Annotated in this window: 12 protein-coding genes; 8 read left to right on the top strand and 4 right to left on the bottom strand. The window is 55.5% G+C overall.

The genetic code is table 11. The annotated features are described in order from the left end of the window. Positions 1-38: 38 nt before the first annotated feature. Together CA54_RS08640 and CA54_RS08635 are read right to left on the bottom strand one after the other, a co-directional pair. The gene (locus tag CA54_RS08640; RefSeq protein ID WP_197532305.1) at positions 39-3,032 is read right to left on the bottom strand and encodes a PVC-type heme-binding CxxCH protein; all 2,994 of its coding nucleotides are present in this window, start codon (positions 3,030-3,032) and stop codon (positions 39-41) included. A gap of 89 nt (positions 3,033-3,121) precedes the next feature. Beyond that, positions 3,122-3,895 (bottom strand): HpcH/HpaI aldolase family protein, encoded by a 774-nt coding sequence (locus CA54_RS08635; RefSeq protein ID WP_146370394.1) that lies wholly within the window; start codon positions 3,893-3,895, stop codon positions 3,122-3,124. Positions 3,896-4,159: 264 nt separating this feature from the next. Here CA54_RS08635 and CA54_RS08630 point away from each other — a divergent pair, with 264 nt between their 5' ends. Beyond that, a complete protein-coding gene (locus CA54_RS08630) occupies positions 4,160-5,500 on the top strand; it encodes a DUF1593 domain-containing protein (protein ID WP_197532304.1) in 1,341 nt (446 codons plus the stop codon). A 26-nt stretch (positions 5,501-5,526) separates the two neighbouring features. On the opposite strand, the gene pelA is transcribed toward CA54_RS08630, so the two are convergent. Next, complete coding sequence (pelA, locus tag CA54_RS08625) at positions 5,527-6,648, bottom strand: pectate lyase (protein ID WP_197532303.1); 1,122 nt, start codon at positions 6,646-6,648, stop codon at positions 5,527-5,529. A 416-nt stretch (positions 6,649-7,064) separates the two neighbouring features. Between pelA and msrA the strand changes: the two genes are divergently transcribed. The 7 genes from msrA (at position 7,065) to CA54_RS08595 (ending at position 12,458) form a co-directional block, all read left to right on the top strand. Continuing rightward, positions 7,065-7,796, top strand: coding sequence for a peptide-methionine (S)-S-oxide reductase MsrA (gene msrA / locus CA54_RS08620; protein ID WP_231963006.1), 732 nt, complete (start codon positions 7,065-7,067; stop codon positions 7,794-7,796). 145 nt (positions 7,797-7,941) lie between these two features. After that, positions 7,942-9,207: an alpha/beta hydrolase family protein gene (locus CA54_RS08615; protein ID WP_146370392.1), complete on the top strand. Its 1,266-nt coding sequence runs from the start codon at positions 7,942-7,944 to the stop codon at positions 9,205-9,207. A 16-nt stretch (positions 9,208-9,223) separates the two neighbouring features. Continuing rightward, positions 9,224-9,784, top strand: a complete 561-nt coding sequence (locus CA54_RS08610; protein ID WP_146370391.1) for an SMI1/KNR4 family protein — start codon at positions 9,224-9,226, stop codon at positions 9,782-9,784. A gap of 59 nt (positions 9,785-9,843) precedes the next feature. Then, positions 9,844-10,035 carry a hypothetical protein gene (locus CA54_RS08605; protein WP_146370390.1) on the top strand — a complete coding sequence of 64 codons (192 nt, stop codon included), beginning with the start codon at positions 9,844-9,846 and terminating at the stop codon, positions 10,033-10,035. 149 nt (positions 10,036-10,184) lie between these two features. Further along, positions 10,185-11,453: a citrate synthase gene (locus CA54_RS08600; protein WP_146370389.1), complete on the top strand. Its 1,269-nt coding sequence runs from the start codon at positions 10,185-10,187 to the stop codon at positions 11,451-11,453. Between the two features lie 74 nt (positions 11,454-11,527). Further along, positions 11,528-11,734 (top strand): hypothetical protein, encoded by a 207-nt coding sequence (locus CA54_RS29205; RefSeq protein ID WP_197532301.1) that lies wholly within the window; start codon positions 11,528-11,530, stop codon positions 11,732-11,734. Beyond that, positions 11,718-12,458, top strand: a complete 741-nt coding sequence (locus CA54_RS08595; protein WP_197532300.1) for a CorA family divalent cation transporter — start codon at positions 11,718-11,720, stop codon at positions 12,456-12,458. The genes CA54_RS29205 and CA54_RS08595 overlap by 17 nt, the downstream gene beginning before the upstream one ends. Positions 12,459-12,483: 25 nt before the next feature. On the opposite strand, the gene CA54_RS08590 is transcribed toward CA54_RS08595, so the two are convergent. Then, positions 12,484-13,128, bottom strand: a complete 645-nt coding sequence (locus CA54_RS08590) for a DUF2306 domain-containing protein (RefSeq protein ID WP_146370387.1) — start codon at positions 13,126-13,128, stop codon at positions 12,484-12,486. Positions 13,129-13,141 lie beyond the last annotated feature (13 nt).

Raw genomic sequence — 13,141 nt, 5'->3', positions numbered from 1 at the left:
GTCGGTGTCCACGCCCTCCGGCGCGGTGCCGAGGGCGTTCACTTCTGCGACGGCGTCCCCGGGATATGGCGGGGCTGGGGATCGCCGGGCGGGGTGGCGCGTGTTAGGAATTCAAACAGGTCGGCCATTTCCTGCGGCTTGAGTTGAGACTCCAAATTTTCGGGCATCATCGAGAGTTTGCTCACGATGCGTTCGTCGATCTGGTCGCGGGGAATGGTCTCCAGTTTGCCGCCTTGCACTTTGAGCACGATTCGCTGCGCATTGTCCTCCACCACGAGACCCGTCACGACACGCCCTTTGGTCGTCGCGATGATCGTAGCCTGGTAGGCGGCGCCGATCACCAAACTGGGATCAAACACATTGGAGAGCAATTGCTCGTACGAGGCCCGACCGTTGACGGTGATATCGGGGCCAAGGTCGGCCCCTTTGCCGTGAATTGTGTGACATTGGCCGCACAATTTGTGAAACACTTGCTGCCCGGCGGTTGCATCGCCGGGGGTTTTGCGAAGAAAGGTGCGCATTTGAGCCAGTACCTTTTCACGGTTGGGATCGCGTTTCGTCCGTACTGTGCCCCAAACGGATCGCACAGATTTGACCAATTCCTTATCGTGGCTGGTGAGCAGCTTGCGGACTTGGTTGACGTTGATCGCACTGGCGGGAATTTTCTTTTCGTCGATGGCGGTCAGTAGTTTTTTGCTCCAGTGACCACGATCGGTGAGTCGTTCAATCGCATCGGGTTGCAGATCTGGTTCCAAGCCGGAATATGCTGCCAGAATCACGTCCGCCACGCCGGGATCTTGCATTTGTCCCAATGTGGTGATGATCGCTGCGCGAAATTGTTGCGCATGCCGTTCCGGATCGGTCAATATTCCTTGCACGGTCGGCAGGATTGTCTTGTCATTTTGCGAGGCAAGCACCTCCAACGCGCGGATTCGATCCGGCGTGGGGTGTTCGCCTGATTCAAAAAGTTGGCGGCAAATATCCAGCGATGCCTTGTCACCCCAGGACGCAGCCAAAACGACGATATCAGCATGCGGCGGCATGGCGTCATCCGTGAGTAACGGTTGCACCCGAGGTTCCAAAATTGTGCGGAGTCGCGATAAGCGGTCGCCGGCCAATTCCCCGGTTTGAATCCGCTTGGCCAGCACAATCAGAGAATCGTTAGGTTCGGCTTGCTGGTCGTCGGGAGCGATCAGGGTGCTATAGATCTGCGCCGCTGATTCCGGGCCCCCTTGTTCGACGGCCAGCAGGCGATCCAACAGCCGCGGCAACAAGGCCATGATGTTTCGATCTTGCTGGAAATCTCGCTGCGTCAGCAACTCAATGAACCGCTGCGGCTGCTCATCCAATCGGGGGTGTAGATTCTGCCAGACGATGTGTGGAATCAGTTGATCGTTGTCGCAATGCGATAGCACGTCCAACAGTACCGGCATCGTGTCGAGGTCGTCGATCTTCGGGGCGGCGATGGCCACTTGCAGTTGAACATCGGGTGAGTCGTCGCTGGCCAGCACTGCGATCCGTTGGTCGATATCGTCGGACACTTCGCCAAAGTTTCCAGCGGCGCGCACGCCCCATGCGCGGAAGATGGCATCGTCGTGATCCAACAACCGGCGGTGGAATGGTTCCTCCAACGCCCCGGTGCCAATCAATGCCCACAACGCGTGCAAACGGGTTTTTCGTGGTGCGTCGTTGTTGCGGCAAAGCTCCTGCAGCTTGCGGTTGGTGGTGGCATCGTTTCGTTCAGCGAGTAGTCGTTGCGCCACGCCGCGAAAATAATCGTTCGGTCCGCTTAACCGCTCGATCAACTCATCCCCCGATTCGCTTGCCATGTCAAACGACTCGGCACGCGGGGTGTTGTTGTAACGAATGCGATACAGCCTGCCTTTCAGGCGATCGACGCCCGGCGCGTCGCGGCGCGCGTCCTGATAGCAATGGTAGCGATCGTACCAGTCGAGAACGTACAGGCAGCCGTCGGGCCCGGTTTTTTGTGCCACCGGCATGAACCAGACATCGTTAGCTGTGAGGAAATCGGGGCGCGGCGACGCGAAATAGGTCGAACCCTTCCGCTCCAACACATCCACATTGAGACAGCCGCCATGGATATTGCCCATGTACAAACGGTTGCGGTACTCCGGGGGATAGGCGTCGCTGTCGAAATAGTGAATGCCGCAGTAGGCCGCTTTTTGATGCTTGTGTTCGACAATCGATTGCAGTTTCCAAGTGAAGGGCGGATAGGGGCCACCTTGGCGATGGTAGTAACCGGTCTCGGTCAGATGCCACAGGTGGTCGATCACACACGCGCTGATGAACGCGCTGCCTTCCTCATCCCAGGTGACGCCCCAGGGGTTGCTGGTCCCTTCGCAGAACAGTTCGAATTCGCGCGTCCGTGGATTGATGCGGAACAGCGCACAGGTGAAGTCGAATTCCTTACCGTTTTGCCGCACATGACTGTGATTGAAGACGCCATTGAGGCCGTACAAATAACCGTCGGGTCCCCAGGTGAGAGAGTTGGGCAATTCGTGCGTATCGTCGCGACCGAAGCCGGTGACGACGACCTCTGTCGTATCGGCTTTTAAGTCGCCGTCGGTATCGCGGAGAAACAGAATATCGGGCGCATTTGCCACCCAGACACCGCCGTATCCTACAGCAATGCCCGAGGGAATGTTCAGCCCGTCGGCAAAGACCGTCGTTTTGTCGACGCGGCCGTCACCGTTGGTATCCTCTAAGACTTTGATGCGGTCGCGGCCCTTGCCGGGGGAGGACCGGGGGTATTCCACGCTCTCGGTGATCCAAATCCGGCCGCGTTCATCGAACGTCATCGCCACGGGATTGACGATATCCGGCTCGGATGCCACCAACTCGACCGTGAAGCCGTCTGGAACCATCATCTTGGCGATTGCATCTTGCGGCGAGAGCGGTGGCCCGGGGGGTTTGTCCTGGCGACGCGGAATGATCGGCGGCGCAGCCACAAGGGGAACTGCCAGTTGAGTGAGCGCGACTAAAAACAGCAGTATCAACCTCACTGCAAGCATACGTTCACCTCGAAGATGTCTCATTCTGGTCTGAATTGTCGTTGTTCTGTCGTCGCGAATCACTGAGGCTCCCTTGGAGTCGCATGCAGCTATTGAGCTTGTTCGCGAACCGCACTCAATCCGTCGGCCAACGCTTGCTGGTAGATCCAGAGGTCGCCGCCAAACGCGATCATTTGAAAGCCTTGTTTGATCAGCGCATTGGCATTATCCACGCCATCCGCCATGAAGCCGCCGATCTTGCCATGTTTGTGGGCGGCTTCGAGTACGCGACTCACAGCGGATTTGAATTGGGGATGATCGAATTGCGCGGGAATTCCCAGTGAATTCGAGAGGTCGAAATGACCAATCCACAATACGTCGATGCCCGGCACAGCTGCGATCGCATCGACGTTCTCAACGCCCGTTGCTGTTTCGATTTGGGCAATCAGATGCTGTTGAGAATTGGCGCTGTTCATTTTTTCAACGATATCACCGCCTTGGTAGTCGTCGTGGGCAACGCCAAACGCAGCTCCGCGGCGGCCGGCGGGGGGATACTTCGCGCTGCGGACAATCAATTCCGCCTGTTCGGCCGTTTCCACCATCGGCACCATGACCCCCATCGCGCCCATATCAAAGATCCGCGCGATGAAGTGATATTCCGTGACTGGTACGCGGACGATCGGGACTGTTCCGTCGGGCGTGGTCGCCATCAACATACGGATCGACTCGACACTCCAGCCGGTATGCTCCATATCGAAGACAATAAATTCCGCCCCGGCTTCAGCAGCGATGCGGGCGACTCCGGTCGTATTGAATTCAAAAACAAACGTGCCGAGTGAAAAGTCGCCGGAAGCTAATTTTCGTTTCACGGGATTGTCTTGCATGATCTTCCCTTATTTGGAACTTGAAGTCCCGATCTGTGTGAGTGATTGGCACGATGTGTTTTTGCCACTGGGGCGACGATGAGGGGACGTTGCCATCGAGGGAAACAAATCTCGCTCAGAAATGTGATCTACGGATCTAGCGGCTCAGGTCGCAATCCTCGATAATACCATCTAAATTATTGATCAAACACCGATGGATCACAAGCAGCAACTGCTGTGGTTATTTTGGACTTTCCTGCTCAGTTACTCTTAAAGGTTACAGAGATGAACAAATGTGGAGCGATGGGTCTTGCGGCCACCCTAGTTTTCCTGGCGGTCACGGCGGCTGCCTCAGCAGCGGAGGCCATCGAGCGTCCGCGGGTGATTGTGACGACCGATGGCGAAGTGGACGATCGCTGTTCGATGAACCGCTTCTTGTTGTACGCCAATGATTGGGATATCCGCGGACTCATTCATTCCAGTTCGAAACACCACTGGAAAGGCAATACACAGCAACCCGGCCACAAGTGGAATGAAATCTCCTGGTTGGACGAGCAACTCGCCGCTTATGAAGCGGTTTACCCACTGCTCAAACAACACGCTCCGGGGTATCCCACGGCTGACGAGCTACGGAGCCAAGTGTTTGTGGGCAATATCGAACTCGAAGGGGATATGCGCGAAGCCACCCCGGGATCGAATCGTATTGTCGAAGTGCTGTTGGAAAAGGACCCCTCGCCCGTATGGCTGCAGGCCTGGGGAGGCGTTAATACAATTGCCCGTGCGCTGAAGACCATTGAAGAAAAATATCCCAACCGCGTCGAAGAGGTTTCAGCCAAGGCCAAAATCTACTTGATCACGCATCAGGACAACACGTATGACACGTACATCCGCAAAGCATGGCCGAACGTGGAAGTCTTGCTCAGCAATTATCCTTCCTTCGGCGCCATCGCCTATGGCTGGGGCAAACTTCTGCCGCCGGACGAGAAAAAATATTTCGGCCGCGTTTGGATGCGGGAAAACCTTTTAAAAAAACATGGCCCGTTGTTAGATCTGTACGAACACAAGGAACTCCGCTTTCGCTCCGAAGGAGATTCCCCTGCATTTTTGCATGTGATCAACACCGGTCTGCGTAGTGATGAGCATCCCACGTATGGCGGTTGGGGCGGCCGCTTCTATCAAGCCAAGCCGCATCTGTGGAGGTCGGTGGATGGCAAGCAACCGGGACCGCATTCGATCAGTCGTTGGGCCATCGAATTTCAAAACGACTGGGCTGCACGGGCCGATTGGTGTGTGAAAGACTACGAACAAGCGAATCATCATCCGGTCGTCACACTCCGACACGAGCAGGATATCACAGCTTCACCGGGAGCGAACATCATGCTCGAGGCGGAAGCTAGCGACCCCGACGGGGACACGCTGCAGTACCAGTGGTGGCCGTATCAGGAAGCGGGCACGTATCCGGCGGCGCTGACGATTGAAAATGCCGAGGCGCAACGAGCAACGTTTCGTGTACCCGACGATGCCCAAGCGGGGCAAACCATGCACCTGGTTTGCACGGTGAGCGACAACGGCAGTCCACCCTTGAAGAAGCATCGACGCGTGATTGTGACCTGCGGACCAGAATGAGGCGACATCGGCGAGATTTTGCGCCCTTATGGGCTTTTTGGTGTGGAGATTCGTGCTTTCCAGGCGGGGTAAAGATCCGTTTTCAAATGCACCGGCCAATTGCCGTACCAGCCATAGCCGACGCGGCGTTCGAGTTTGACGTCGGCCAGGCGATAGACTTTGATGCCGTCGCGATTACAGAAAAAGGGCCGGTTGGTTTCGATTTCATAGTAGCGGGTCCAAATCGGCGGCGCTTGTGGGTCCTGGACTTCGATCCGATCGATCTTGGCGGTAAAGTTTTCGAATCGGACCGGCGTGATCGGAATGGTCTTGATTCGTAGCCCTTCGATTTTGGATGCTTCAAACCAAGCCATCGCACTCTCGACAGCTTCGATCACTTCCGGGGACGGGTGGGGCAGTTCCATCAAGAACCGGACCACGCCTGTGCTTTCTTGGGGTGTGATCGATGGGAGTTCGTAGGTTCTTGCGCGGACGGGCGCGAATGTGACATGGTCGTGCTGTTGACACCAGGCAGTTTTACGGCCATTCACTTCAATCTGGCATTTCAACGTGGCGTCGATGGCCTGTTCCAGGGAGCGGTCCAACCGGGCGCGCAATTGGGGGTCTAACCATGCGAAGTCCGGGCTACCGTTGCGGATTTTTAGGAGCAACCTCATCACTCCCACCATCACGTCGTCGTTGAAGGTGATGGCATCGACATCCTTGCCCCGCCACCCGCCGGTCGGTCGTTGTTCTCGGAGGAGATAATCCAAACCCTTCACCGCTGCCTTGCGATAGCGCGGCAACCCGGTGACTTGAAAGACCCGGGCGAGATACTCGATTTGCGGGTACGTGTTGCGGTTGTCAAAGGTACTGCGGCCGAGGGAGCCTTTGCGAATTTTGCGGATTTCCTCCACATCGATCTCGGCCAGCCAATCCAAGTTGGTGGGCCATCCGCCATCGGCGTTTTGATATCGCAACAGGTTTTCCGCGATATGCACGATTTGCTCGGGGCGATACCGTAGGTCATTCCGGCCACGACCGTCCTTCATTTGCCAGTGGTGAATGCTGTCTCTGAACAGGGACAAATCGATTGGCTCGTAGTTCCCCTGAAGAGCCTGTTGCAGTTTGGTGTCGGCTGCGTCGGCCCGGCAGGTGACTTGGTTCATGACCGTACCGACCACGCAGACTGCGAGTACAATCGCGCTCTGTCGACACCCTTTGAATTCTCGCCGCATACTTACTTCTCTCTCGCTTTTTGCATCAATCTTGTGGGCAATCGTCTGGTTTCAGAAATTACCTGGGCGCGTTGTTCGGTAGGGATCGCACACTGCGACCGCAAGCGGTCGGTTTGGGGGTTTTGTTAGCCATTCCGTAAAATCTGTGTTTGATCCGTGTTCATCTGTGGCTAAGAATAATGGCCATCCTGGGTTGCGGATCCGCCGTATTGCAATCTTAGTCGGTTCGTAGAAAGCTCACTATGCCTGCGGAAAAATCGTCGAGAGACCTATGACGCTCTTTCCAGGCTTTGAGGCGGGTGGTTAAGATACTGTCGGTGGCCGGGCTTGCCGGAGCTGCCGACGGAATGCGAGCCGAACGTCCGATTTCCATCAAAACAGACGAGAACAACATGCGCACCAGCCATCGAATTCTCGCCGCGATTTTTATTGGCGGCGGATTACTCTTTGCCACGATTTACGCGAGACAACAACCGATGCCTGAATCAAACAAACCAGAACCGACCCCTCAAACCGATGCCGTCGAACCGGCCGGTCCTGCTGCGACGGAAGTTGCGACTTTCGGCGCCGGCTGTTTTTGGTGTACCGAAGGGGTGTTTCTGCAATTGAAGGGGGTCCAGTCGGTGGTCTCCGGCTACACCGGCGGTCAAGTGCCCAATCCGACCTACGAGCAAATCTGCACCGGCAGAACCGGACATGCGGAGGTGGTGCAGATTACCTTTGACCCCTCGGTGGTGACGTTTGCCGATTTGCTCAAAGTCTTTTGGCAAACGCACGACCCGACAACACTGAACCGTCAAGGCAACGATACCGGCACGCAATACCGTTCGGCAATTTTCTATCACAGCCCCGAGCAACAACAACAGGCGGAAGCGTACAAAAAACAGCTCGACGAATCGGGGTCATTCGCAAACCCGATCGTGACTGAAATCGTAGCTGCTCAGGAGTTTTTCCCGGCCGAGGATTATCATCAAAACTACTATGATCTCAACGAGCAACAACCGTATTGCCAATTTGTGATCCGACCGAAGATTGAAAAACTCAAAAAAGAGTTTCATGACAAATTGAAAACCAATTAGTAACAGGTTCATGATTGGCCGGGCGACCAAGCTGCGGTCATTCCTGTTTCTTGTGATCGATGCCCCCTGCACGATCCGTCCTGACATTCCCCACCTCGACCCGCTCTGATTTTTCTACCGTGCTGACTAGGAATGACTCAACGCTATGCAGAACCTCCCAACAATTTTTACCGTCGCTGCACTTTTATGGATTCCCACCGTCGCGCTGGCGGACTCGGCCATCAAACCGTCTCCCCAATTGCCCGAGACGATGCCGTGGGACTTGGAGACACTCAGCCAGCAGCCTAGCTTTGAATGGGTCGATGAGCAAAGTCCCGTGCGGTCGTTGTTTTATGCCGGTGAACCGTATGGCGGCCAACCGACGCGGGTCTTCGCTTACTACGCCACACCCGGCACGCTGGCGGGCGATTCGTCGCTCGATAAAAACTTGCCTGCTGTGGTGCTGCTGCATGGTGGGGGCGGAACGGCGTTCAAAGAATGGGCGGAGCTGTGGGCCAAGCGGGGTTATGCCGCGATCGCTATGGACTTAGCCGGGCACCGACCGGTTGAGGGGAAAAATCCACACGATGGTCGCAATCGCACACGCCTGGATGATGGCGGACCGAATCAAGGGGACGAAGAAAAGTTCGGCAGCATCGACAAGCCGGCCAAGGAGCAATGGCCCTATCATGCGGTCGCCAACGCGATCCGCGCGCATTCACTGATTCGCAGCTTTCCCGGCGTTGATCCGCAGCGCACGGCTGTTACGGGAATCAGTTGGGGCGGCTACCTGACCTGCATCGTGTCGGGCGTCGATAACCGCTTCAAAGTCGCCGTCCCCGTCTATGGTTGTGGATTTCTGCAGGAGAACAGTGCCTGGGTTCCGCGTATGGCGAAGATGGAACCGGCGCAACGCGACCGCTGGGTGCAGCTTTGGGATCCATCGCAATACTTGCCTGCCGTTTCGATGCCGATCCTGTTCGTCAACGGCACCAATGACTTCGCCTATCCGCTGGACAGCTACATGAAAAGTTTCGATGCCGTCCCCAGCCCCAAGCAATTACGCGTCACCGTGAACATGCCTCACGGTCATCCCCCCGGTTGGGCTCCGCAAGAAATCGGTCTGTTTGTGGACCAACACCTGCGCGGCGCCGATCCACTACCCAAGCTCGACATGCTGATGGTCAAAGACGGCCAAGCATCGCTCCGCTGGCAAGGCCCTGCGAAGATCACCAAGGCAGAGCTGCATTACACGACCGACACAGTGGAAATCAACAAGCGGAAGTGGAAATCGATTCCGGCAACGATTGAAGGGCAACAGGTCGTGGCCGCAGCTCCTCCAGAAAACGCGACGGCTTGGTTTTTCACAGTGCAGGATGAGCGCGGTGCCGTCGTCAGTAGCCGTGTGACTTTTCCGGGTGAGCGCCCGTAGGCAAGGTGTAATTGGCATGAGCAACAAATACGACGATGACATGAAACGGCTAGAGGCGGGTTTTCTTTTGCAATCGCCAGGGCGAAGCAAAAAACGCGGCACTTGTCAAAGATACGATAGTGCTCTTCCGTTAACAGAACACGACTTGTCGCAACTGGAAGCGATTCTTCCTGATCCAATTCCAGACGGTTATCGGCATTTTCTGCAATTTTATGGCGATGCCTGTTGGCGATCGCGGCAATGGGACTGCCGGCTCATTGATGAGCCGGACATCACCTTGAACGTGTCTTATTTTTTTGGAATTCGTGAGAATAGCTGTTATCCATTACGGCCTGTATATGAAACCAATGTTGCTGAGTTCGATCTGCCGCCACGCCTATTGCCAATTGCCCAGTGCGACGGAGGGCTGTACTGTATTTCTTTGAGCGGTGATGACCGAGGGCAAGTGCTTGGGTGGCATACTGAAGACGTTGATAGAGAGGAGGTCGATGGTGAACTTATCGCGATTTCCGAAGGTGCGTCTGTAGTAGCGTATGCGTTTGATGAATTCCTGCACCAGATTTACCTAATCGATTGACACTACAACCGGTGCGGCCGCGTTATGAGTGTGAGTACGACGTCCAGGGCAATCGGACCGTGATTCGCGACAATGTTGTGCAGATCGGCTTAACCGTCTACTACGACCAGGTCGGCGTGGCGGAAGCTATTGAATTTTCCAGCAAAATCGGGGAATTTGAGTCAGAAGAACTGAACGGAAATGCCTTTTTGGCTCGATCATTTCCCGGCAGGTTCGTATTATTGGAGTGTGGCTTTGGTTCCGAAGGGTAGTCGGGGTCTGCCCAGCAATTTCGGGTCCTACCGGGATGACAGCCTGCTCCCGCAACCGGCAGCAGCGATGATTGCCGATTCAAAAAGAGCGAAACACGTTCACGGGATACTCAACAGACCTTGATGGCCAGTAGGCAAGGGGAATGACGATGGGGACGGCTAAGTTGGTTCTGGACGGTCAGGAATACGAGCTTCCGGTGATTACGGGGTCCGAGGGGGAGCGCGCAGTCGACATCACCAGTCTCAGGTCCGACGCCGATATCATCACGCTGGATTCCGGTTACGGCAACACCGGTTCCTGCGAAAGCGCAATCACGTTCATCAACGGCGAAGAGGGAATTTTACGGTATCGCGGATATCCCATCGAGCAGCTTGCCGAATCCGCCACCTTCCCGGAAATCAGCTACCTGCTCATTTACGGCGAGCTTCCCAACCTAGAGCAATTGTCGAATTTCCGTCAACAATTGACCTTTCACAGCATGATCCACGAAGACATGAAAAAGTTCTTCGAGGGTTTTCGGCCGTCTGCCCACCCGATGGCGATTCTCTCGGCCATGGTCGCCTCGATGTCGACCTACTACCCGGAACTTGCTGAAGACGACGACATGAATGTCATTCGTCTGCTCGCCAAAGCCAAAACCATTGCAGCTTACGCCTACAAAAAATCGATCGGCCAACCGTTTATCTATCCCCGGGATGATTTGTCTTACTGCGCCAACTTTCTGCACATGATGTTTGCCATGCCAACGACAACCTACGATGTCCCGCCGGAATTGGCCAACGCCCTGAACATGCTGTTGATTCTGCATGCGGATCACGAACAGAATTGCAGCACCTCGACGGTGCGAATGGTCGCCAGCAGCCAAGCCAACTTTTTTGCCTCGATCTCCGCCGGCATCGGCGCCTTATCGGGACCGCTACATGGCGGAGCGAATCAAAAGGTGTTGGAAATGTTGGAGATGATTCAGCAAGATGGCGGCGACTATATGAAATATGTCAATCTCGCCAAGGACAAGGACGATGAGTTTCGTCTGATGGGCTTTGGCCATCGTGTTTATAAGAACTTTGATCCCCGCGCGACGTTCCTTCGCAAGGCGGCCGACAACGTGATCAAAACGATGGGTATCGACGATCCGCTGCTGAATATTGCCAAAGGCCTGGAAGAGGTCGCTCTGAGTGACGAATATTTCATTGAGCGCAAGTTGTATCCCAACGTCGATTTCTACAGCGGCATCCTGTACCGCGCCATGGGAATTCCCTCAGCGATGTTCACAGTCATGTTCGCCCTGGGACGTTTGCCGGGTTGGATTGCCCATTGGAAAGAACTGCGGCAAGATCCCGGCAGCCGCATCAATCGGCCCCGCCAAGTTTACACGGGACCCAACGAGCGCACCTACGTGCCGATGGACCAACGCTAACGGCCGGTTATCAAACGCATGGGACAGCCATTTTGCCTGAGGCGAGCTGATTTTCGGCGCTTCACCGAGCGATCGTGGTGGAGTCGCTGCCAAAAACCAAACTGTCAGCTGAATGGGTCGACGATGAGACACATCGTTGGATCGATATCAAAGATACCACAATCGACGAATTGAAAGATGTGTTCGCGCCTTACAACCTACCCGCTTCCATTCTCGCAGCTTGCCTTGCTACGGAACGGACGGCGCGGTTTATTTCGCGGAGCGATGCGTTTTTGTCTTGAGCTGCCCACGCATCTGGGCTGGGACGTGTACTCCAAACCGTACGTATCCGTCCTGTACTTGCCGACAACCGTGATCAGTATCCATCGCGACTTCGTGCATTCCATTAAGGACGTGATCGATGACTTAAATGAGGAGGTGCAGCTGTTCGAACGAAGTGCATCGGCCTTGCTGTATCACTTGTTGACCTCCATCGGTAAGAAAAACCTGGACGCCGCTCTGGATGTGCGTACCGAGGCCGAAGAACTTGCCATGGCGCTCGACCGCGATCCTGAGCAGATTGATCCTCAGCAGATCGCCGAGATGCGACGAAGGATTAGCCACCATGCGACGGTGCACGACGACCATACCTACTGCGCCGGCGTCTTGCGAACTGTCGAGTCGAAATCGTTGCAATTCACCGGGACGTCGAGACTTTTCGGCGAACAATTGCGACTGGCAGAGGTCGCCGGCCAAATGATCGCAGGCGCTCAATCCCGCGTCGCCGACCTGCAGGGCACCTACGACGCGACCGTTCAGCAAAAGGTAGAAAACCGCTTGCGCATGCTGACACTGCTGCCGGCGATCTTCCTGCCGTTGACGCTCATTTCGGGCATTTACGGCATGAATTTCACCGACTTGCCCGGCATGGGCATCCCGACCGGATATCTCATTGTCATCGGCATCATGCTGGCCACTCTATTTGGAATGGGACTGTATCTGAAGCGCAACGGTTGGTTTGATTGAAGGTCGCACTCAACCTGTCGGGCACTCATTTGTCGACCGCCGACGTCGATACATGCGATGCAGATCGCTTTGTCATACCGAGAAAGCATTCCGTGGCAATCAAATTCGGTACCCAGGCGATCCAGGCCACTGTCTGATAGACTTCCTCAAACTCGAACCCAAGTATGACGAGGACGGGAATCCACAACCGGAGAGTCACGGCAGCGAAGGTTAGCGCGTAGCTACGAATCATCCATTCCCGATGCTGAGACACACGGCCATGAAGGATTGACCAGAAGGCCAACGTACCGGTCAGCAACCACAGCGCTGCCAGCATCCCAAAGCCGAAATGGGTCGAGAGCCCCCCGTAAGAATGGGGAGCAAGGAATAGGCCGCCGATCGCCCCAAATCCGACAGTGGCGGCAAGGTAAACGCCACCCAAGAATCGGTGCAACTGCAGGTGACGATTCCTAAACCGCTTCCAGAATTGAAACGGCCCAATCACGATTGCTACAACTCCACCTCCGATGTGGCTCAGCAACGAGATTGGGTGGTCGACGTAGACCGCGCGGTTTTGTTCGAAATAGGTGTCGGGATTCAATGAAAAGTACCGGAACGACGTGATCGCCACTAACAAAGCCAGAAGAGTCATTATGCTCCAACCGAGCACGCGGGCAGCCGATTTCATCATGGGATTGTGCTCA

Origin of the sequence: Symmachiella macrocystis, assembly GCF_007860075.1 — a bacterium.
Taxonomy (GTDB): Bacteria; Planctomycetota; Planctomycetia; order Planctomycetales; family Planctomycetaceae; genus Symmachiella; species Symmachiella macrocystis.
This window is presented reverse-complemented; position numbering and strand designations above follow the sequence as displayed.

Coding starts and splice junctions, on each gene's coding strand:
- CA54_RS08615 (WP_146370392.1), top strand. CDS start 7,942: ATGCAGAACCTCCCAACAATTTTTACCGTCGCTGCACTTTTATGGATT.
- msrA (WP_231963006.1), top strand. CDS start 7,065: ATGCGAGCCGAACGTCCGATTTCCATCAAAACAGACGAGAACAACATG.
- CA54_RS08635 (WP_146370394.1), bottom strand. CDS start 3,895: ATGCAAGACAATCCCGTGAAACGAAAATTAGCTTCCGGCGACTTTTCA.
- CA54_RS08610 (WP_146370391.1), top strand. CDS start 9,224: ATGAGCAACAAATACGACGATGACATGAAACGGCTAGAGGCGGGTTTT.
- CA54_RS08590 (WP_146370387.1), bottom strand. CDS start 13,128: ATGATGAAATCGGCTGCCCGCGTGCTCGGTTGGAGCATAATGACTCTT.
- pelA (WP_197532303.1), bottom strand. CDS start 6,648: ATGAACCAAGTCACCTGCCGGGCCGACGCAGCCGACACCAAACTGCAA.
- CA54_RS08640 (WP_197532305.1), bottom strand. CDS start 3,032: ATGCTTGCAGTGAGGTTGATACTGCTGTTTTTAGTCGCGCTCACTCAA.
- CA54_RS08595 (WP_197532300.1), top strand. CDS start 11,718: ATGCGTTTTTGTCTTGAGCTGCCCACGCATCTGGGCTGGGACGTGTAC.
- CA54_RS08630 (WP_197532304.1), top strand. CDS start 4,160: ATGAACAAATGTGGAGCGATGGGTCTTGCGGCCACCCTAGTTTTCCTG.
- CA54_RS08600 (WP_146370389.1), top strand. CDS start 10,185: ATGGGGACGGCTAAGTTGGTTCTGGACGGTCAGGAATACGAGCTTCCG.